This window comes from Bacillus sp. FSL K6-6540 (genome assembly GCF_038007545.1).
In genome coordinates this window covers 4,998,333-5,021,114 of sequence record NZ_JBBOXH010000001.1, presented here as the reverse complement: position 1 = coordinate 5,021,114, position 22,782 = coordinate 4,998,333, and the positions used below count along the sequence as shown (strand labels likewise).

The window sequence follows — 22,782 nt, the reverse complement described above, 5'->3', positions numbered from 1 at the left end:
AGGAGAGGTTCAGTGAATATCCATCCGTTCAAATTCTTCCAAAAGCCATTCATGCTATTCTTATCGATGCTGTTAGCGGGGGCTATGCTAGGCAGCTCCTTTGCTTCGGCAGAACCGCAGCCGCCGAGTCAAACGGCCGGAGGCATCCTTTCCTACGAGGCCGAGGCATCTCAGAACACGTTTACCGGCAATGCAGGAGCGGTCGATTGCGGCTTCTGTTCGGGCGGGCAAAAAGCCGGCAATCTGTACGGCGGCTCCACGCTGACGTTCAACGGGATTCAGGCCGATAAGGCCGGTATCTACAATATGAACATGTTCTACATCTCCGGGGATTCCCGCGCGGCTTCGATCTCCGTAAACGGAGCGGAGAAGGAGAACTTCAGTTTTCCGAAAACAGCGGATTGGAACACGATCGGCACCTATCAGATTCAAATTTACTTGAAGCAGGGCAGCAACACGATTCTGTTCGATGATGCAGGCGGCTACTCGCCCGATTTTGACAAAATTGAGCTGACCTTTGATTCAGCCGGCGATGACGGATCAGACCCAGATGGAAGCATTGGCGATTTAGGCAAGCAAAAGAAAGCCACGAGCTATGGCTCCATCACCTTGACCGAGTATGCCAACGGCTTCAAGGTATCCAATCCGACGTATGAGCTGCTGTACAACACCTCGACCGGTTTGTCGCAATACAATTGGAACGGCAAACCGGTTGCCAAGGGGTTATACAGCGAGATCCAGCTCGACCGGATGGTTGCAAGCAAGGACTATAAACATCATAAATTTTATAAAAATCAGGTGGTCCCATTCCAGGATGCCACCGGCAAGGGCATCAAGGTGACGGTCGTGAATGAGGATGGGGGAATGCCATCGCTCAGCCAAATTTATTATGTCTACGAAGACGGGCCATATTTGCTTACGGAAACAGTCGCTACCCACAATTCCGCCATATCTTCGGGAAACATAGCGCCCATCGCGATGGAAGCGAGAGGCGGCATCGACATCGGCAGCTATGACGATAACCGTGTCCTCGTCGTTCCTTTCGACAATGATGCTTGGTCCAGATACCAAGCGAAGTCGATGAATACCGGCCTCAACAATGGTCTGTATATCAGCTCGGAGCTTACGGCCATCTATGACAATACGAGCCGGAACGGCCTCGTTATCGGATCGGTGACGCATGACACGTGGAAAACCGGCATCTATTGGAGCGGCTCGAATGACAAATTGAACAAACTGCGCGTATATGGCGGATTTACGTCATCCACCTCCACGTGGGACACGATCTCGCATGGAAAAGTAACGGGCAAGCAGATTGCTTCGCCGAAAATCATGGTCGGCTTTTTCGAGGATTATCGGACCGGGCTGGAGGAGTTTGGCCAGGTGAATGCAGCGATCCAGCCTCCGTTAGCCTTTGGCGAAGACATTCCTGAAGGCGTTCCGGTCGGCTGGAACAGCTGGGGAGCTTATGCCAGCGATTTAGGCTTTGACAAGGCAGTCTCGGTCTCGAATTATGTTAAAGATCATATTCAGAACCATTCCTTCAACAATGAAGGCGATATCTACATCAATCTCGATTCCTATTGGGATAACATGACGGATCAGCAGCTGACGGATCTGGTTCAGCTCATTCATAGCAATGGACAGAAGGCCGGCATCTATTACTCGCCGTTTGTGTACTGGGGCAACAATATGGAGCAGGAAGTCGAAGGGACGAACGGCAAATATAAATACGGCGATATCGTGCTGCGCGATATGGACGGCAACGTGCTGCCGACGCTGGACGGCGCTTATGCCGTGGATCCGACGCATCCGGGCGTGAAGCAGCGGATCGATTATTACATGAATAAGTTCAAGAGCAAGGGCTTTGAATATATCAAAATCGATTTTTTGAGCCATGGGGCAATGGAAGGCAAGCATGATGACCCTAGCGTTCAAACCGGCATCCAGGCCTATAACCAAGGGATGGCTTACGTGAATGAAGTGCTGGACGGCTCCATGTTCATCAGCGCTTCCATCGCGCCGTTGTTCCCCAGCCAATATGCGCACAGCCGCCGCATCTCCTGCGATATCGACGGCAGCATCGGCAGCACGGAATACCAGCTGAACAATCTGACGTACGGATGGTGGCAGAACGGAACGATCTACCATTATACCGATCCGGACTATATGCACTTGACCAAAGGCGGATCGATCGAAGGCGCGCAGTCTCGCGTCAATGCGGCCGCGATCTCTGGCACGGTCTTCCTGAATTCGGATGACGTAACGGATGCGACGGCACGGCAGTACATGGAAACGTTGCTGACCAACCCGGAAGTGAACGGGCTGGCGATGAAGGGCAAGGCGTTCCGGCCGGTAGAAGGCAACACGGGCACGCAGGCAGCGAACGTATTCGTGCTGGACAATCAGGGAACCCACTATGTAGCCGTGTTTAACTATACGCAAAATGCGGCACAGCACACCGTGGATCTCGTTCGGTCCGGTATCGCTTCGGAAGGGACGGCGTCCTATACGGTGACGGATGTATGGAGCGGCCAATCTCAGACGGCGTCTGGCTCTTCGCTGGATGTGACGCTTAAAGCGGCTGAATCCAAGCTTTATAAAATCGTCCCTAATCCATAACAAGTAATCATCGATTCATCATGTTCATCTGCAAGTTCATCGCGGTTCTCGGTTCCATCCGAGGATCGCGATTTCTTGCTTTTGCTGTAAGGGTAGTGCTTGTCTCGATATTGGAAAATCAAATAAAGAGGAGAATGCAACATGACAGATATGAAGCTTTGGTATACGAAACCGGCTCTGGGCTGGTCGCAAGGGCTGCCGATCGGCAATGGCCGAATGGGGAATGTGGTGGTATCCACTCCTGACAGAGAAATATGGAATATCACCGAAACCACCTATTGGTCCGGCCAGCCGGAGCCGGCTCAAGGGCGTAGCAACAGCAAAGCGGATTTGGAGCAGATGCGGAAACACTTCTTCCAGGGCGATTATCGCGAAGGCGATCGACTGGCTAAGAAGCACCTGGAGCCGGAAAAATTGAATTTTGGTACCAATCTGGGACTATGCCAAGTCGTTCTGGAGTTTGACCATAACGTGAAGCCAACCGAAGGCGGGAGACAAGATGCAGCAGCTGAGCCGCTGTTCCATCGGGAACTGGATCTGGAGGAGGCGGTGGCACGTTCTTTTTACGAGATCGATGGAGCGGAGATGACGCGAGAGGTCTTTGCTTCCCATGCCGATCAGGTCATCGTTTCGTGGATTCGCTGCAGCCATGGCTCATTAGGCGTGTCATTCTGCATTTCGATTCGAGGGGAGAATGGTCCTTTTCTAGCTGTCGTAACCGAAAAGGATACGATCGAATTCCGGGGACAGGCGCTGGAAGACGTACATAGCAATGGGGAGTGCGGGGTGTCCTGCCAAGGCCAGCTTCGGGTCGCTGCGGAAGGCGGGCAGGTAAGTTGCACGGCTGACACCATAAACGTATCCGGGGCGGATGAGGCGGCGATTTATTTTGCGGTGAATACGGATTACCGTCAAGAAGGTGAGGGCTGGCGAGAGAAAAGCGCGTTGCAGCTGGAGCAGGCTCTGCTGCTGGGATATGACGCGCTGAGAGCCAAGCATCTGGCGGATTATCAGCCGCTGTATGCCCGCGTACGATTGGACCTAGGAAGCTCCGAGTATGCTGGTCTGCCTACGGACGAGCGGATCGGCAGGTTTAAGCAGGGCAACTGGGACGATCCGGCATTGTTTTCGTTGTTTTATCAATACGGCCGGTACTTGACCATTAGCGGGTCGCGGCAAGACTCCGTTCTGCCCATGCATTTGCAAGGCATTTGGAATGACGGCGAAGCCAACAAAATGGCCTGGAGCTGCGATTATCACCTGGATGTGAACACCCAGATGAATTATTTTCCGACGGAGGCCGCAAACCTGAGCGAGAGCCATGAGCCGCTCATGCGGTATATCCATCAGCTATCGGTGGCCGGTCGCTCGGCTGCGCGCCATTATTATGATGCCAAAGGCTGGGTGGCCCATGTATTTTCCAATGCCTGGGGATTTGCGTCACCGGGGTGGGGGACTTCCTGGGGGCTCAACGTGACGGGCGGACTATGGATCGCGACGCATATGATGGAGCACTACGCGTACAACCGCGATCAGGCTTTTCTGGAGGAGTTGGCTTATCCTGTCCTGAAGGAGGCCGCAGCCTTTTTCATGGATTACATGACCGTGCATCCGAAATATGGCTGGCTGGTGACAGGTCCGTCGAATTCGCCGGAGAACAGCTTTTATACCGGCCATCCGGAGGATGGGCATCAGCAGCTGTCCATGGGCCCGGCCATGGATCAGGTCCTGGTTCGGGATCTGCTGGCATTCTGCGTGAAGGCGGCACAGACGCTGGGCGTGGATGAGGTGCTTCAGCAGAAGTGGCAGACGGCACTGGATCGATTGCCTCCGCTGATGATCGGCAAGAAGGGGCAGCTGCAGGAATGGCTGGAGGACTACGAGGAGGCGCAGCCGGAGCACCGCCATCTGTCGCATCTATATGCTCTGTATCCCGGCAGCCAAATCACGCCGCATCGTACGCCGGAACTAGCTGCGGCAGCCCGGGTGACTCTGGAGAACCGGAACAGCCGGGCCGACCTGGAGGACATCGAATTTACCGCGGCGCTGTTCGGACTCTTCTACGCCCGATTGCATGACGGAGATCAAGCCGTGAAGCATATCGCCCACCTGATCGGGGAACTGTGCTTCGACAACATGCTCACCTACTCCAAACCCGGCGTAGCTGGAGCCGAGGCCAACATCTTTGTCATCGACGGCAACTTCGGCGGCACCGCCGCCATTGCGGAAATGCTGCTGCAGAGCCATGAAGGCGAAATTCATCTCCTGCCTGCACTGCCGGCCATGTGGCCGACAGGCAGCGTGACAGGGCTGAAGGCGAAAGGGAATATTGAGGTGGATATGAGCTGGGCAGATGGGAAGTTGGTTGAGGCGAGGGTGAAGGGAAATGAGAGTGGGAGTGTGCGGGTGTTTTATGGTGGGAGGGAGATGGGGGTAGAGTTTGAGAAGGGGAAGGTGCAGGAATTGAAGGTGGAGTTGTAATTGTAAGCATGTTTCCGGTATTTGTGATACTCAAGGACTTTACGTAATACTATCTTATTTGATACGGCGTCTGGATCCATGCTGAAAAAGCAATCAAGACAGTAAACTAAAATAAGTTTAAATCGTTAAACGGTCTTTGTCCTGAAATCCATGGGTCTACTGGCCGTTTTGTTTTGCTTGTTGATCGATCAGAAGGTAGTAAAAGTACGTGTTATGGACATCTTTTCCAAAATGATATGTATAAATAAAATAAGAGATATCGATTTAGAAGGGGGAAGTTGAACCTAATAAAAGTAAGCATCAGGCAGCAGTAGCAATTATAAAAAGGGGGATGTAAATGAATGCAGGCTTTGTACTTCGTTTTAAAGCGTTTATGATCGATTATCTATTTATCTTAATATATTTAGTAGTTTTATTTCTATTTAATGCAGTCTTGTTCCCATCTTTGCAACAGTTTTTTACGGGCTCTCTTGTAGTCGCACAATTTAGAGGTTTTCTAATGGTGACATTACCAGTATCCCTTTATTTTATCCTTAGCGATTCGGTGATTGGCGGACAGTCATTTGGAAAAAGGAAGATGGGTATCCGAGTAGTGAATAGTAAACATGGGTCCGTTTCGGTTATAAAGATGGTTTATCGAACGGCATTAAAATTCCTGCCTTGGGAGTTGTCACACTTCCTTGTTTACCGTTTAGTTCATATAGGAGATGAAGCAGTGCCGCTTCATTATTACTTTATAGGCGGCCTAATTTATTTATTGATTTTGGCATATATTGCGACTACTATTTTGACAAAAGAGAAAAAATCCCTGTATGATATGATCTCAAGAACAAGGGTAATCAGGACAGGGTGAGTATTGTGCGTTTACTCTCCTTCTAATGAAACATGAAGAAATCGACCTTGGTAAAAATGGATGTGTCGAGCAGCCATTTCCAAAGTCGATTTCTTTGTTGTTCTTTGATGGAGCAACTAGGAGTAACTTCATCTACCCATGGATGTGGAGATGACAATTCCTCGTAATTTTTAAGTCTATGAATCATCCAATCGCTTGGACGCCCCAATCTTTTTCACCGCTTATTCTGACAGAGAAAAATTATATCTAACTCTTTATAGCCCCCATCATAATCCCCTTTACAAAATACCTTTGCACAAAAGGATACACCATAATGATCGGCAGCGTGGCGACCATGGTCACCGCCATCCGGATGCTTTCGCTGGAAACCGGGATCCGCTTGGAGCCCTGCGCCAGCTGCTGCGCATCGGACATCATGCCGGCGGTCTGGAACTGGTTGAGGATTTTGACCAGGACGGCCTGCAGGGTCTTCAGCTCCGGCTTGTAGGTATACACATAGGAGTCATACCAGGAGTTCCAGTGGCCGATGGCCAAGAACAGGCCGATCGTGGCGAGCACCGGCACGCACAGCGGCATGATGATGCGGAAGAACGTCTGCAGGTCGTTCGCGCCGTCGATTTTGGAGGATTCCTCGATCTCGCCGGGGATCTGCTCCATGAAGGTACGTACCAGAATCATCAGGAACACGCCGATTAAGCCAGGGAAGATGTAGACCCAGAAGGAGTCGATCAGCCCCAGGGATTTGATGATCATATACGTTGGAATCAGCCCGCCACCGAAATACATCGTGAACACAAAGAAGAAGGAGAAGTATTTCCATCCGAGCAGATTGCGCTTGCTGAGCGGATAAGCGAGCAGCGTGATGAAAAAGATGGATGCCGCCGTCCCGACGACGGTCCGCAGCACGGTGATCTTGATGGCGCTCCAGATTTCCGGATTCCGGAAGATGGTCAGGTAACTCTCGATGGTTGGCACGCGCGGCCAGAAGTACAGGTTGCCCCGCATCGTATCGGTTGCATCGTTCAAGGAGATGACCAGAATGTTCCAGAACGGATAGAAGGTCACGAGAAAGATGCCGGTCAGGAACAGGTATAAAGAGGCATCGAAGATACGCTCGGGCACGGTTTTTTTGCTTAACATGGATGTACCTCCTTATGGATTAGAATAGGGACTGCCCGTTCAGCTTCTTCGCCGTATAGTTGACGATGACCACGATGATGAACGCCACCACGGAGCTGAACATGCCGACGGCTGCTGCATAGGAGAACATGCCGTTCTGAATACCATAGCGGAACGAATAGGTGGACAGGACGTCGGAGTAATCCCGCGTCAGGTCATTGCCGAGCAGGAAGTGCTGGTCGAAGCCCGCGTTCAGGATGCCGCCAAGCGCCAGAATCAGCAAAATGACAATCGTTGGCTTCAGATGGGGCAGGGTGATGTACCGGATCTGCTTAAAGCGGTTGGCGCCGTCGACCTTGGCCGCTTCATAGAGCTCCTGGTTAATCGACGAGATGGCCGCCAAATACATGATAGAGCTGTAGCCCATATCCTTCCACGTATTGCCAAGCGCGACGATCCACCAGAAATACTTGCCGTTCTGCAGGAATAAAACGCTTTCATCGGTAATGTGTAGGAATTTCAATATGCCGTTAATCGCGCCGTCCGAGGAGAGCAGGGTCACGATGATGTTGGCCGCGATAACCCAGGATATGAAATAGGGAAGATAGGAGGCGGTTTGCACCGTCTTTTTGAATTTAACGTTCTTGATCTCATTAATCGCGATGGCGATCAGGATCGGCATCGGGAAGGAGAAGAGAAGCGTGATCAGCGTGGAGGCCAGCGTATTTCGCATGACGATCCAGAAGTCGCCGTTATTGAAGAAGTAACGGAACCACTCCAGGCCGACGAACTCGCTCGTGAACAGGGTTGACCAGAAGCCGCCGAGCGTCGGCTGGTAATTGACGAAGGACATGTATAGACCAACCATGGGCGTATACGCAAACACAATGGCCCAGATCAGTCCGGGCAGCATCATCAGGAATAAATACTTTTGCTGCTTCAGCATGGCCCAGCGGCTTTTTCGATGAGGACTTAAGTTCAAGTCACTCTGCGTCTGTAAGGTTGTAGCAGGTTTCATATGGGGCACCTCGCATCTCAAGTTAACTCAAATTATAAGACTCGGAAAAAACGAGTGTCGATATGACAATGTAACGAAAGATGCTTGAAAATAACTTACATTGCTTGTTCCCATAGTTAAAATAACGAAATCGCTATAATATGAAGGGATAAAGCCGACACAGGGGGTATGAGCATGTATAGCATTTTTCTCGTAGATGACGAAGAGCTGGAGCTAGAGATGATCCGAGATTATATTCGTTGGGAAGAGATGGGGATATATGTGGCCGGAACAGCCCTGAACGGCAGGGATGCCCTGGAGAAGATCGAGGTGATTCAGCCCGATATCATATTGACGGATGTCCAGATGCCCGTTATGAACGGGCTCGATATGGCAAAACGGGTGAGTGAGTTATTCGACTGGATTCAATTCGTCTTCCTGACCGGACACGATGAATTCAATTATGTGAAATCAGCCTTAAACGTAGGAGCCGTCGGCTATTTATTGAAGCCGCTGGATCTGAGCGAAATTGTAAGCGTTATCGATAAAGTCAAGCGGCGCTGCGAGGAAGTGCGGATGAAGAACCGCTCCATTCGCGTGACCAAATCCAATATCGTACGAGAGATGATATTCGAGCAGAACGAGGAGCGATTCCGAAACCTCGCTGCCAGCTACCATAAGCTGTCCCGCCATACGGAGCCGAGAACGTATACCCTTACGCTGCTCGGCCTCGATGCTCCGCACGCTGCACAGCCGGGGCTGTCCCTCGAGGATGGCATGGCGCGTCTGCAGACACATATGGAGGAGTGGCTTGCGGACAAGAAGCTGGAGGCGGATCTGGTCATCTGCCGGGAAGGCGAGCTGGGCATCTTCATGGATGCCGCCAGCCATCTGAGCCGTTTTACGTGGGAGGATTTGCTGAAGCAGATGCAGGATGCGCTGGGCTTTACGATGACAGCGGCCGTGAACGAAGAGCCGGAAGAGCTGTCCCGCATCCAGGATGTATACCGGGAGACGCGGCTGATGCTGGAGGAGATGTTTTATGTCGGGAACGGGAGAGTCATCTATGCCAAGGACGTGTTGCGGCAGCTGGAGAGCCGGCAAATTCCTCCTTTCCAAGAGACGGCCTATTTCGAGAACATTCATCAGCTGGCGTCCGAGCAGGCCGCGCAGAAGCTGCGGGATTATTTCAAACGGCTGGTCATGCTGCGGATCCGAAAAACCGAAGTGTGCGATTTTGCCATCGGACTGGTGGAGCGTCTGCTGGAGGGGATCCACGAACCGATCACGGAGAGCCACAAGCGGGCGGAGCTTTACCAATCCGTCTATCAGTGCCGAACCATGATTGAAATCGAAGCGATCATCATGGATTACGCCGGGCATGCAATTCGGACGCTGGAACACCGGTTCATGGACAAAAATGCAAGGCTGGTGCACCAGGTGCGCACGACGATCGACCAGACCTATCACCAGGCCATTACAATCAACAGCTTGTCCGATCAGGTATATCTGTCTCCCAACTACCTGCGTTCCATCTTTAAGGAGAAAACCGGCATGACGATCCATGATTATCTAACGAGAATTCGGCTGAACAAAGCCAAGGAGCTGCTGGCCGACGATTCGCTCAAAGTGCAGGACATCGCCCAAAGGGTCGGTTATGAGAGCACATCCTACTTCATTTCCTTATTCTTAAAAAGCCAAGGAGTTACGCCGAATGAATACCGCAAAAACATCTAGCCCGTCCGGCCCGTGGAGCCGTCTGGCAGGGGCTTTCCCATTCGCGCACTTACGCGCATATACCAATTGGCGGCTCCGGCACAAGTTCTTTTTCATCTTTCTGATTGTCATCATCCTACCGTTCTCGCTGCTGATCTATTATTCGTATTCTTCGACGCGCAGCACGATTACGGAGCATACCTATACGGCCTTGGGCGGATCGCTGGCACAGATTAACACCAACGTGGAGAAACGGCTGGAGTATTACAATCAGCTGTCGAACATCCTCTACATGGATGCGCAGCTCCGCAATTATCTGTCTACCGATTATGAGCAGGCGTACTATTATCTGGATGCCTTCCAATATATCAACCGGACGCTGCCGTCCCTGATGACCCTGAACGCCAACATTCTGGGCATCACGATTTATACGGGGAACCACACGCTCTATTCCGACGGCCAATACGTCAAATATACGGAAGAGCTGCCAGCGGCGATGGAGGAGCAGGTGCTGGATGCAGCCGGCAGTACGGTGTACTTTCATTCAAAGGATTTCAGGGCCAATGATGCACATATCAGCATTGCCCGTTCGTTAAGTTATTTCAGCCTGCAGCATCCGTACGGGATTTTGACCATGGACATTAACGCAAACGAATTCTACTCCCTGATCAAAATGGAGAACGACAACAAAAGCGTCTATATTATCGACGAGTTTGGCGGCGTGATCAGCACGGGGGATCAGAACCTCCAATCGAACCAGCTGTTCGACGTGTTTCCGATTCAGGAACGGATGACCCAGGATGCGGGTTCATTCGATATGAAGATAAACGGCCAGGAGCGTTTTTTCACGTATAAAAAGCTGAGCAACGGCTGGTCCACGGTCATCACCGTGCCCTACGACGAGCTGCTGGCCAATGCGAATCAGGCGACCAAGAACGTTATCTGGTTCTCCGTACTGGCGATTGGCATGGCCATCCTGCTGCTCTATTTTACGACCAAGGTCATGACCAAGCGCATCGAGGTGCTGCTTCAGCAGATCCGGAAGGTGGAGCGCGGGGATTTCCGGCTGTCGATTAAGCCGATGGGCCATGACGAGATCGGCCAGGTGTCCTTCGCGTTCAATAAGATGGCCTCGACCATACAATCCCTGATCCATGACGTGTACGTCAAGGAGATCGCAAGGAAGGAGTCGGAGCTGAATACGCTCCAAGCCCAGATCAACCCCCATTTTCTGTACAATACCTTGTCCTCCATCTCTTCCCTGGCGATTAAGGAAGGGGCCATGCAGGTGTACCAGATGGTCAATTACTTGGCCAAGTATTACAGGGTGTCGCTGAATAAAGGAAAGCGCATCATTCTGCTGGAGCAGGAAATCAATCTGGTGAAGAATTATGTCGCGATCCAGAAGATCCGGTTCCGGGACAAGCTTCATATGCATTACGACCTGGATGAGCAGCTGTTCGGGAACACAACGATCAAGCTGATTCTGCAGCCGTTCATCGAGAACTGCATCAATCATGCCATTGGGGACGAATCGGGAATCAACATTAACGTGAAGCTGAGGCAGGAGGGGGACGACATCTTGCTCCAGGTCATCGACGACGGCATCGGGATGACGCCCGAACAGCTCGATCATGCGCTGAACAAATCGGATAATCTGTCGGGCTACGGCGTGAAAAATGTGGATGACCGGATCAAACTCACCTACGGGGAGGAATATGGCGTCAGCATCTTCAGCCGGCTCGGCATCGGAACGGCGGTGACCATTCGGATACCTGTAATCTCCGATAGACATCCTGCAAACGAACGGGACCCGCAGCAGGCGTTACCCTGAATGAAAGACATTTTGCATCATGGATTGTAAGATTGCGTTATAGATCAATGAACTCCCGATTTTTACAATGATAGATATATTCGAGCATATGAATATGACGACCTTAGAAAGGGGTTCAGGGAATGAAGAAACTAAAATTGATTCTGGCAGCAGCGCTCGTTATGACAACGCTTTCGGCTTGCGGCGGCAACCAGAAGGCGGCATCGGGCGGAGACAGCGGCACGGAGACGGACAGCAATGCGCCGATCACGTTAACCTGGTTTGACCAAAACACGGGGGATGCCTTTACGAATCCGGTCGCTAAAGTGATAACGGAGAAAACGGGCGTCACCGTCGAGATCCAGCAGCCTACGGGCAATCCGGTCGAGAAGCTGAATCTGATGCTGGCCAGCGGCGATCTTCCCGACGTTATTTTGATGAGTCGTGGAAGCGATATCATGAACAAGTATATTACCTCTGGCGCGGTTGTCCCGCTGAATGATCTGATCGAAGAGCACGGACCGAATATCCAAAAAATGTACGGCGACACGCTTGCCAAAACCCGAAGCGAGGACGGCAACAATTATTATTTCTCCAACTGGTACGGCTTGGAGCAGTACCCGGTGTTCGGATTTATGATGCGCATGGACATCATGAAGGAGCTGGGCGTCGGCGATAAGGTCAACAACGGCGAACCGTTTACCGCGGAGGAATTCGAGCAGCTGCTCGTCAAGTTCAAGGAGAAATATCCAACGATTGACGGCAAAGAAAGCATTCCGATGACGCTCAACGGCGAGAACGTTGGAGCCGTGACCGGCAGCTTCAAAGGCATGTACGGCATGATGCCGTATTACGAAACGAACGGGGAGCTGAAGAAGGACGTCCGCGATCCGCGCTATCTCGAAATGGTTAAATTCCTGAACTCTCTGTACCGCAAAGGCCTGCTCGATAAAGAATGGGCAACGATGAAGACCAAGCAGTTCGAACAGAAGCTCGGAAACGGCAACGTATTTGCCACGGCGGAAGCGCTCTGGAATGTAGGCAATGCGAATGCGCTGCTCAAAACCGAAGCAGCCGATAAGGCCACCGAGGAAGAGCGTCAGTTCTACCAATATAAAGTGCTGGCCCCGGGCGTGAAACCGGAAGAGGCCACTTACGGACCGAAGAGCTCCCTGGGCTGGGACGGCGTCGCCATCAGCCGCTCCAACAAGGATCCGGTCCGGACGATGAAGCTGCTGGATTTCCTGGCCAGCGAGGAAGGCCAGTATCTGCTGATGTGGGGAGTAGAGGGCGAGCATTGGGACATGAAGGACGGCAAGCATGTGCCAAGACAAGAAGTGCTGGACGCCTTCAAGAAGAATTGGGATGAAGCTTCCCGTACGACGGGCATCCGCAAGTGGACCTGGATGATCAAGAACGGTCCCGGCGAGGACGGAACCCCGTATGACCTGATGGGCCGTTACCAGACCGATCCGGTCACGGATCTGGCGATCAAGAACCTGGCCGATACGTCGTTTGATACGGCGCCGTACGATAACCTGGGTCCGGCTGGCGGAACGCCGGAAGCCATTATGGAAACGAAGGTGAACGACACCATCAATAAATATTTCCTGAAGATGGCCCTGTCGCCGTCCGAGGACCAAGTGGTGGAATCCTATAACCAGATGATGGCCGAGATCGAGGCGGCTGGCCTGGCCAAGCTGGAAAAGATTTATACGGACAACTTCAACAAACGTCAAGAGCTGTGGGGCAAATAATCTGGCTAAAGGGAGTTAAAAGATGCTTCGTCTTTTGGCTCCCCTTTTTTTCTTGAACAGGCAAAAACCATATCAACACGAATCGGAAGGATGATATTCTGTGACCATTCAATACCAAGAACAGTTTCGCGTGTTTGCGATACAAACCGATAACAGCTCCTATCTGTTAGGCATCAACGACAGCGGCAACCTGCAGCATCTATACTGGGGAGAGTCCATCGCGATCGAAGACGCGGCACCGCTGCTGCGGCCGAGATCGCACAGCTCGTTTGATGCGGAAGTCCATTCGGAGGTGGAGGAATACAGCTTCTGGGGCGGAGTCAAATACAGCGAGCCCAGCCTGAAGGTACGCATGCCGGATGGCGTGCGCGACTTGGCGGTTCGTTATGCCGGGCACCGCACGCTGCAGACGGAAGGCAGGGAGACGCTGGTCATCGTCATGAAGGACGAAGTGTACCCGCTCGAAGTGGAGCTGTCCTACCGGGCGATTCCCGAGTGCGACTTAATTGAACGTTCGGCCCGGATCGTAAATCGCGGCGAGGCGGATATCGTGCTGGAGAACGCGCAATCCGCGGCTTGGGTCATCCCCTATCTGGCGGATTACCGCCTCACGCACGTAACAGGGAAATGGTCCGGCGAATTTCAGCTGCGCTGCACCCTTCTCACCGAAGGAAAGAAGGTGCTGGAATCCCGCAGGGGCTTTACGGACAGCCATGCCAACCCGTGGTTTGCGATGGATGACGGACATGCCACGGAATCGGCGGGGCAGGTCTGGTTCGGAGCGCTGGCCTGGAGCGGGAACTGGAAGATCACGGCCGAGCGAACGGTGTTCGATCATGTACGGGTGAACGGGGGCATCAATGATTTCGACAGCGAGTGGGTGCTGGAAGCGGGAGAAGCCTTCGATACGCCAAGCTTTGTCGGGGGATACAGCAGCGGCGGCTTTGGCGGGATGAGCCGGCGGCTGCATCGCTATCAGTATTCGGATGTCCTGCCGGGCCGCGAAACGAGACCGGTCCTGTATAACTCCTGGGAGGCGACGTACTTCGATGTCAATGCCAAGGATCAAATGGCTTTGGCCGAAAGAGCCGCGCGTTTGGGCGTGGAATTGTTCGTTGTGGACGACGGGTGGTTCGGCGGTCGCAATCATGATCGCGCCGGTCTTGGCGATTGGTTCGTGAACCGGGAGAAGTTCCCGAACGGTCTAGGCGAGCTGATTGACAAGGTGCATGAGCTCGGCATGGATTTCGGGATCTGGGTGGAGCCGGAGGCCGTCAATCCGGACAGCGACCTGTACCGGGAGCACCCGGATTGGGTGTACCATTTCGAGACGCGGGAACGCTCGGAGCTTCGCAATCAGCTGCTGCTGAACATTTCGAAGCCGGAGGTTAAGGCTTACATTGTGCAGTTTATGACGGACCTGCTGGAGAAGCATGACATCAAGTTCATTAAATGGGACATGAACCGGACCGTAGCCGAACCCGGCATGAAGGGTCATCCGCTTCACCGCCAGAAAGAAATCTGGATTCGCCACGTTCAGAGCCTGTACGAGATTTGGGCGGAGCTGCGGCGCAAGTTCCCGCATGTGGCGTTTGAAACCTGCGCCGGCGGCGGAGCGCGCATCGATCTTGGTATCTTCCGATACGCCGACCAATCCTGGCCGAGCGATAACACCGATGCCTTTGACCGCCTCAGCATTCAGGAGGGCTTCTCGTATACGTATGCTCCGCGGATGATGACCTGCTGGGTGACGGAGTCGCCGACAGGGATGAACCGCAGGCAGGTATCCCTGAAATACCGCTTCCACAGCGCCATGATGGGAACGCTCGGCATCGGCTCCAACCTAAATGAGTGGAGCGATGAGCTGATTGCGGAATCGGCTGAATATGTGGCGCAGTATAAAGCCATTCGTCATCTGGTTCAGTTCGGCAGCCAGTATCGCCTGGACTCGCTTCGGCATAAAGGCGTAACGGCCGTGCAGTACGGCAGCGAAGACGGCAGCGACAACGTGCTGTTTGCGTTCCTGCACAGCCAGAAGCTGGGCGAGCCGCTGCCGAGACTGCGGCTGACCTGGCTGCAAGCCGATCAGTCGTATGCCATTGAGGGGTTGGCCGGTACATGGAGCGGCAGGGCGCTCATGAACATCGGGATCGAGCTGCCGCTGCGCGGGGATTTTGACAGCTTGGCGTATCGGATTCAGAGACAGGGATGAGATGAAATAGAAAAGCGTCGTATTGCCTTTCGCGATACGACGCTTTTTGCGGTTGAACTATACAATGTATAACTATTACCCATATTGGATTCTCTATTTTAGGAAATGGGTCCATATTCTATTTGTTGTCATGCTAGCCCTCTATCGTAAATTCCATTTCCTTTTTGGAATCCGATATGCCGTCAAGAATGACGACAGTCCAAACGTTGTTTACATCGGAGTAGTGTATAGACTTAATGAAAGGTACTTCAATTTGATCAAAATGCTCCAATGTCATAACGATTACTTCTTGTTGACCGAATTTGGATGATATAGGACGTTCGATTGTCAGGATATCTATGTCTTTAGCTGAAGCTTGAGCTGGATAGGAGGTTTCAATACCTCCGTCAATTTCGATCGAAACTTGTTGTCCTAACTCTATTTTTCTTTTGGTTCTGATCCATATTGCGTCGTTCAAATCTGATTTTTCATCATAACGGGTTACCAAAATCCTACCATCTTCTTTTTGAACGACGTACCCTACGTATTTATTCACAGGCTCGTCTTTTTCTTTGCTGTTATTGCTGCATCCACAAATAATAATGGCAAACATGATTAGACAGGGTATGAATTTGTTAATCATGATTTCCTCCCAATCGAAAAATAGTGTGGTCAATCGAACGAAGCTTGGGTTCAGTATAAGGAAATAACCAGGAAATTCTACCCCTTCCGGGTATCTCGGTATTCGGAAGGGGATTTTCCCATGATTTTTTTGAACAGCCGCGAGAAGTAGTAGGGATCCTGGAAGCCGAGACGGTGGCTGATCTCCTTGACGCTCTCGCCGGTCAGATCCAGATGCTGGCAGGCCCGCTGGATTTTGAGCCGCAGATAGTAATCGATGGGGGAGTAGCCCGTCGCTTCCTTGAACCGGAAGGTGAAGTGCGGTATGGACAGATTGGCGTAGGCCGCCAGCTCCTTCAGGCTCACATGGCCCTCCAGATGCTCGGTCATGAACCGAAGCGTCTGTTCCATGTCATGCTTGTTGTGCTGGTGTTGCCCCCGCTGCGGTTGGAGCCGGGCGAGGCGGATGATGGCCGCCAAGTGGCCGGCGAGCTGCGAGACATGGATGATATGGTTCAGCGTATACCCTTTTTGCAGCAGCTCGTAACTCTCCTGAAACAGCTCTACGATGCTCCTTGACTGGTCGACCGGAACGATGGCGGGTTCGGCTGCGCCGGTAAATCCCTCGAACAATAAACCTGCATGCGTCCCCTTCATATGCCACCAGTAAATGCTCCAGGGATGAAACTCCGATGAAGCATATTCATGCGGCGTATCCGGCGGGATGACAACCGCCTGCCCCTTGAGCAGAGAATAGGTTTTGCCGCCGTTCAACCGGTACCAGCCTTCCCCCTCCGCGCAGTAGATTAAGATGTACGCGCCGCTGCCCTCCGGGCGTTCCCGGTAGTGATGAAGCGCACGCGGAAAGTACCCGACGTCGGTTACGTGCAGCGGTTCCACAAGCGAATGACGGGCAGCCTCTTTCATAATATGATCCGGGAGGACAATGATTTTCTGGGACTCGAATCCGTCTGGTTTTCGTATGGTATCCATAGCTTTACTATGAATCTGAACGGAATTGTTGTCAACCGGATGGAGCACCTGATAATCAGAATATAATCCATCATCAACATGATATCGTCAATGGCTCTTCGGCAGGCTGGCTTATAAGATAGAGACATAACGCAGCCAACGCGGATGCTAATGGAGGGATGACGACTCATGACAAAACAACGGCAAGTGAGCGTACGGGAAGAGACCGTGGAGATTCCCACGTATGAAGTGGGGAAGCCGGACCTGAACCCGATGTTTTTGGAGAAACGGGTGTATCAGGGGAGCTCGGGGCGCGTCTATCCGCTGCCGGTCATCGATAAAATTTACGATGAGAAAGTATTAAAGCCCTACCGGATCATTTTCCTTGAAAATGAGTACGTGCAGATTCAGATCATGCCGCAGATTGGCGGCCGGATCTACCGGGCCATCGATAAAACCAACAACTATGATTTTGTATACCACAATCAAGTGATCAAGCCGGCTTTGGTTGGCCTTGCGGGTCCATGGATATCCGGGGGAATCGAGTTCAACTGGCCGCAGCATCACCGTCCGAACACCTATGGCGAGGTGGAGTGGAGTCTAACGGATCACCCGGATGGCAGCAAGACGGTATGGGTCGGCGAGATCGACCGGATGTACGGCACGAAGGTGTCTACCGGCTTCACGCTGTACCCGGGCAAGGCGTATCTTGAAATTCACGCGCAAATGTACAATCGGACTTCGGAGCCGCAGACCTTTCTGTGGTGGGCGAATCCGGCCGTAGCGGTCAACGATCATACCCAATCCGTATTTCCGCCGGACGTTCATGCAGTGTTCGATCATGGGAAGCGGGACGTGTCCAAATTCCCGATCGCAACCGGCACGTATTATAAACAGGACTATTCGGCGGGCGTCGATATTTCCATGTACCGCAACATTCCCGTTCCGACATCTTATATGGCTTATCATTCGGATTACGATTTCGTCGGCGGATATGACCATGGCTTGAAAGCGGGAATTCTGCATGTCGCCAATAAACATATATCTCCCGGCAAAAAGCAGTGGACGTGGGGGCACGGCGAATTCGGTCAGGCCTGGGATCGCAACCTGACCGACGAAGACGGCCCGTACATCGAGCTCATGACCGGCGTGTATACCGATAACCAGCCCGATTTCACCTGGCTGGCGCCGTATGAGGAGAAAAGCTTCAAGCAGTACTTCATGCCCTATAAAGACATTGGCCTCGTGAAGAATGCGTCCATTGACGCCGCCGTGAATCTCGAAGTCCACGGCCGCAAGGCCGTCGTACATGCTTATGCAACCTCGGTTATCGAAGAGGCTCGCATTCTGGTGACCGGAGCGGGAAGCATCTGCTTGGATCGAAAGGTCAAGCTGTCGCCGGCCGACACCTTCCAGGCCGAGATCGAACTCGCCTCAGGTATGAGGGAGGAAGATGTACGGGTCGCGGTACTCGCTGCGGACGGCAGAGAGCTGGTCGCTTACCAGCCCAAGCCGCGTACCTTGGAGCGAACGCCGGACCCGGCCACGACGATTGGCAAGCCGGAGGACCTGAAGAATACCGAAGCGCTGTTCTTGGCTGGGCAGCATCTGGAGCAGTACCGGCACGCGACCTATGAACCGGAAGCCTATTATGTAGAAGGGCTTCGGCGCGATGCGGGAGACGCAAGGCTGAACAATGCCTATGGTTTGCTCCTGCTGCGCAGAGGGTGCTTTACGCAGAGTGAGGTTTATTTTAAAAAAGCGATCGAAACCTTGACCCGCCATAACGCCCGGCCTTATGACAGCGAACCGTTCTACCATTTGGGCAAAGCCTTGAAGTGGCAGGGACGTTTGGATGAAGCGTGCGCTTATCTTTACAAATCGGTCTGGTCGGGGGCTTGGCAAGGTGCAGGGTATCTGGCTTTGGCCCAGATTGCCTGCGAGAAGCAGGAATATGAGGAAGCGTTCGAGCTGATCGAACGATCCCTGGCTGCCCAGTACCGTAATTATAAGGCGCGGCATCTCAAGAGTTTCGTCTTAAGAAAGCTGGGACGTTTGGCGGATGCGGCATCATGGCTTGAGGAAACGCTCAAGCTGGATCCCATGGATGCGGGCGCGATGAACGAGCTGGCAGCCGTATATCAAGAACTGAAGCAAGAGGACAAGAGCCGGCATGTTTACGAATCACTTGTCCAGCGCCTGCGCGATAATCCGCACCATTATATTGCCATAGCTCAGGACTATGCGGATGCAGGCCAATATGATGACGCTTTGGATGTGCTGCAGCGCATCGAACGCCTTACGGCATCTGCCGTCTATCCGATGGTTTATTACTACCAAGGCAGTGCACTCATGAAGATGAACCGGGCGGAAGAGGCATCCGCTTGCTACCGATTGGCTTCGGAGGCCGATCCCTCGTACTGCTTCCCGAATTCCCTGCATGACTATGTGACGTTAAAGCAGGCGCTCAGCGTACAGCCACAGGATGCGAAGGCGTTGTACTACTTAGGGAATCTGCTGTACGACAAGAAGTGCTACGAGGAGGCCATAAGCAGTTGGGAAGCTTCGGTTGCTTTGGATGGCAGCTTCGCTACGCCGCATCGGAATCTGGCGCTCGCTTACTATAACAAGAGGCAGGACCACGATAAAGCATTGGCATCCCTGCAAACCGCCTTCTCGCTGAATCCGGCGGACGCGAGGATCTTCTACGAACTGGACCAATTGTATAAAAAGCTCGGTCATGCTCCGGCTGATCGCTTGAAAGCGATGGAGGAGCACTTGGAACTGGTCGAGCAGCGCGACGATGTATATCTGGAATATTTGACGCTGCACAATACGCTGAATCGTTATGAGGAGGCGTTGGCATTGATTCTGAAACGCAACTTTCACCCTTGGGAAGGCGGCGAGGGCAAGGTGCCGGCCCAGTACGTATTGGCCCGCGTGGAGCTGGCGAAGCAGCTGCTTCAGGATCGTCGCTACGAGGATGCTATAGAGCAGCTGCTTGCTGCCAAGCAATATCCGCTCAACATCAATGAAGGGAAGCTGACGGGAGCGCAGGAGAATAACATCGATTATTACTTGGGCTGCGCATACGAGGGGCTGAGCTTGTCGGAAGAGGCGGAGGCGTGCTTCCTGAAAGCTTCGGAGGGGCTGGATCAGCCGACCAGCGCGATGTATTACAACGATCAGCCGCCGCACATGATTTTTTATCAAGGAGCCGCGCTGCGGAGGCTTGGCCGGGAGAATGAAGCCCGCAGCCGGTTTAACAAGCTGATCGATTACGGGGAGAAGCATATATTCGAGCCTCAGAGCATTGATTACTTTGCCGTATCGCTGCCGGACTTCCTGGTGTTTGATGAAGATCTGGACCGAAGGAACGAAATTCATTGCCGCTACATGATGGGGCTTGGGCATCTTGGACTTGGTGACCGGCAGTCCGCGGAAACCCTGTTCCGCGAGGTGCTGCAGCTGGAGTCTCACCATCAAGGAGCTGCGCTGCATTTGGCGCTTTGCAAGACGTTGATATAAAAGATTGACACTTCATTCTCAAGGGCCGTTACGAACGGTCCTTGAGCATTTGTGCATTCCGGGTGATGAGTTGACTATAACGGAGGAGGATGACGATGAATGATCTGGAGCAAAGGGATGCTGGATGGATATGAGATTTGGACAGGGCGCACGGAGGTGATGGAGATGGTCGTGGTGCCTAAACTCGGAAGCAGGGTCATCTCCCTTCGCAATCGAATGACAGGCCGGGAATGGCTGGTGCAGCCTGTTGGAGTTCTGGAAACGAACGGGTATGCAAGCTCCTTCGGTAAGCGGGACGGCAGCGGCTGGGACGAAATGTTTCCAACGATCAATGTCTGCCGATATCCCGCGTATCCATGGGAAGGAACGGAGCTTCCGGATCATGGCGAGGTATGGTCCATTCCATGGAAGGCTCACAGCGAGGAAGAACAGCTTCACTGCAGCGTGCAGGGAATCCGGATTCCTTATCGGCTGCGCAAAACCTACTCCTTCCCCCGTGAAGATACCTTACGGATCGATTATGCCGTTCATAATTCGAGTCCGTTCCCGTTCTCTTTCCTGTGGGCTGCGCATCCGTTGTTTCAAATCGATGAAGGCGCAGAGATTATCGTTCCACATGAGCTGAGGGAGATCATCGTATCATACTCTGCGAACGGTCGGTTGGGCGATTTCGGCGATATTCGGAAATGGCCGCAGCCATGGGAGGAAAATCCCCAAATCCGCTTGAATCGAACCGGCAGCAGGCTTGAAGCATCGGCGGAGAAGTTTTATTTTGCTGGTGAGCTGCCGGAGGGGACAGCCTCCATTTACGATCCGGTTGCAGGTGAAGGACTACGCATGATGTTTCCTAAAGAGCAGGTGCCTTATCTAGCGATATGGGCGAACTATGGCGGCTATCAGGGACAGTATCATCTTGCGCTTGAGCCTGCGACGGGGCTGCTCGATGATCTCTCGTATGCCATGCATCGACAGGCAGCGGCCGAAGTGCCGGCTGGCGGCACGTATACGTGGTACCTTGAGATTAGCTGGATTAACGGCAGAAGATCGAAGTGAAGTCTTCTTGATCGACAGTGGACCGGCAACCGTTTAAGCATCAAGCCAATTCACGAATGCGCTGGTTGGGATTATCCGTAAATAATCCGCCGTGGTAACAGATCACGTTACGGATATCATAGTGAGTGAGCTTCTGCAAGGAGAGCTGGGCTAACGCCAAATCAAAAGTGGTTGCCGGATCCGGCCCGATCAGTTGCCCCGCTCTGACGTTCAGCGCATCTGCTGCAATCAGGGTTTTGCTCGGTATATGATATAAGCTGGTGTGGCCCGGGGTATGGCCCGGCGTATGGATCGCGATGATACCGCCGCCAAACGGCAGCATCTCGCCGTCGCGCAACATGCGGTTCACGGGTGCTGAGGGCGGGTTCTCCAGCGTGTGTTTAAACGCGTTCCTCCACTCCGGCGGCACGTGATCCGGCAACGAAGCCAGCGCTTGCGCGATCGCCTCGGGCGATAATTTGACAAGCCTTGTATCTCCTTCGATATAAGGCTTTTCGATTTCGCTGGCGAACACTTCCGGGGCTTGCTTGCAGTGCTGGATTATAGCTGGCAAACTGCCGATATGATCCAAATCCTGGTGTGTTATAATAATTTTGCTTACATCCTGAACGGAAAAGCCGCAGTCCGATATCTGCTCCTGAATCAGCGGGAACTGACCGGGATAGCCAGTATCGATAAGCACCCGATTCTGATGATCCCAGAGGAATGTCGGGTGGATCGTTTCGGTACGTCCCATCATGGCTGCGGAAATTTCCAGCATGGCAATGCCTTGATCGATTAGTAGCATGTTTACATACCTCCACTATATTGGAATGTCTTCTCCCAAATTCAATCTCCAGAGAAGAACGAGCAGAAGTAGATTATCAAATCAACGAACCTTTGTAAACAGAAAAATATTTTATTATAACATAAAAATAATTATTTGTCAATATTTAATTTATGAACTAGAATCCTCGTTTAGGCATGAAATGTCCTGCCCGGCATACTTCGCATGATTCCAAGTCGTAGGCTGATCACAAGGCGGGGTTTCATCTCCTATTGAGGAATATGTAATTGCTG

14 protein-coding genes are annotated in these 22,782 nt (G+C 52.5%); 9 read left to right on the top strand and 5 right to left on the bottom strand.

Features of this window, described 5'->3' with window-relative positions:
- Positions 1-12: 12 nt before the first annotated feature.
- From MHH82_RS22245 to MHH82_RS22235, 3 genes are all read left to right on the top strand, one after another.
- Positions 13-2,622 carry a carbohydrate-binding protein gene (locus MHH82_RS22245; RefSeq protein ID WP_340967875.1) on the top strand — a complete coding sequence of 870 codons (2,610 nt, stop codon included), beginning with the start codon at positions 13-15 and terminating at the stop codon, positions 2,620-2,622.
- A gap of 141 nt (positions 2,623-2,763) precedes the next feature.
- On the top strand, positions 2,764-5,103 hold the full coding sequence (locus MHH82_RS22240) for a glycoside hydrolase family 95 protein (RefSeq protein WP_340967874.1): 2,340 nt from the start codon (positions 2,764-2,766) through the stop codon (positions 5,101-5,103).
- A gap of 337 nt (positions 5,104-5,440) precedes the next feature.
- Positions 5,441-5,956 (top strand): RDD family protein, encoded by a 516-nt coding sequence (locus MHH82_RS22235; RefSeq protein ID WP_340967873.1) that lies wholly within the window; start codon positions 5,441-5,443, stop codon positions 5,954-5,956.
- 246 nt (positions 5,957-6,202) lie between these two features.
- Here the strand turns inward: MHH82_RS22235 and MHH82_RS22230 are convergent, their stop codons facing one another.
- Complete coding sequence (locus MHH82_RS22230; RefSeq protein WP_096776841.1) at positions 6,203-7,096, bottom strand: carbohydrate ABC transporter permease; 894 nt, start codon at positions 7,094-7,096, stop codon at positions 6,203-6,205.
- A gap of 19 nt (positions 7,097-7,115) precedes the next feature.
- Positions 7,116-8,093: an ABC transporter permease gene (locus MHH82_RS22225; protein WP_340967871.1), complete on the bottom strand. Its 978-nt coding sequence runs from the start codon at positions 8,091-8,093 to the stop codon at positions 7,116-7,118.
- A 174-nt stretch (positions 8,094-8,267) separates the two neighbouring features.
- Here MHH82_RS22225 and MHH82_RS22220 point away from each other — a divergent pair, with 174 nt between their 5' ends.
- The 4 genes from MHH82_RS22220 (at position 8,268) to MHH82_RS22205 (ending at position 15,570) form a co-directional block, all read left to right on the top strand.
- Positions 8,268-9,809 carry a response regulator transcription factor gene (locus tag MHH82_RS22220; RefSeq protein ID WP_340967870.1) on the top strand — a complete coding sequence of 514 codons (1,542 nt, stop codon included), beginning with the start codon at positions 8,268-8,270 and terminating at the stop codon, positions 9,807-9,809.
- The gene (locus MHH82_RS22215; protein WP_340967869.1) at positions 9,787-11,622 is read left to right on the top strand and encodes a sensor histidine kinase; all 1,836 of its coding nucleotides are present in this window, start codon (positions 9,787-9,789) and stop codon (positions 11,620-11,622) included. The genes MHH82_RS22220 and MHH82_RS22215 overlap by 23 nt, the downstream gene beginning before the upstream one ends.
- Positions 11,623-11,744: 122 nt before the next feature.
- Positions 11,745-13,358 carry an ABC transporter substrate-binding protein gene (locus MHH82_RS22210; protein WP_340967867.1) on the top strand — a complete coding sequence of 538 codons (1,614 nt, stop codon included), beginning with the start codon at positions 11,745-11,747 and terminating at the stop codon, positions 13,356-13,358.
- 100 nt (positions 13,359-13,458) lie between these two features.
- Positions 13,459-15,570 (top strand): alpha-galactosidase, encoded by a 2,112-nt coding sequence (locus MHH82_RS22205; protein ID WP_340967866.1) that lies wholly within the window; start codon positions 13,459-13,461, stop codon positions 15,568-15,570.
- Between the two features lie 133 nt (positions 15,571-15,703).
- On the opposite strand, the gene MHH82_RS22200 is transcribed toward MHH82_RS22205, so the two are convergent.
- Both MHH82_RS22200 and MHH82_RS22195 read right to left on the bottom strand, forming a co-directional pair.
- Entirely contained in the window at positions 15,704-16,192 is a 489-nt protein-coding gene (locus MHH82_RS22200) for a DUF3221 domain-containing protein (protein WP_340967865.1), read from the bottom strand.
- Between the two features lie 77 nt (positions 16,193-16,269).
- On the bottom strand, positions 16,270-17,163 hold the full coding sequence (locus MHH82_RS22195; RefSeq protein ID WP_015736505.1) for an AraC family transcriptional regulator: 894 nt from the start codon (positions 17,161-17,163) through the stop codon (positions 16,270-16,272).
- A 168-nt stretch (positions 17,164-17,331) separates the two neighbouring features.
- Between MHH82_RS22195 and MHH82_RS22190 the strand changes: the two genes are divergently transcribed.
- Positions 17,332-20,670 (top strand): tetratricopeptide repeat protein, encoded by a 3,339-nt coding sequence (locus MHH82_RS22190; protein ID WP_340967863.1) that lies wholly within the window; start codon positions 17,332-17,334, stop codon positions 20,668-20,670.
- Positions 20,671-20,769: 99 nt separating this feature from the next.
- Entirely contained in the window at positions 20,770-21,723 is a 954-nt protein-coding gene (locus MHH82_RS22185; RefSeq protein WP_340967862.1) for a hypothetical protein, read from the top strand.
- Positions 21,724-21,763: 40 nt separating this feature from the next.
- Here MHH82_RS22185 and MHH82_RS22180 read toward each other — a convergent pair whose 3' ends face one another.
- Positions 21,764-22,510, bottom strand: a complete 747-nt coding sequence (locus tag MHH82_RS22180) for an MBL fold metallo-hydrolase (protein ID WP_251497497.1) — start codon at positions 22,508-22,510, stop codon at positions 21,764-21,766.
- Between the last annotated feature and the right edge of the window lie 272 nt (positions 22,511-22,782).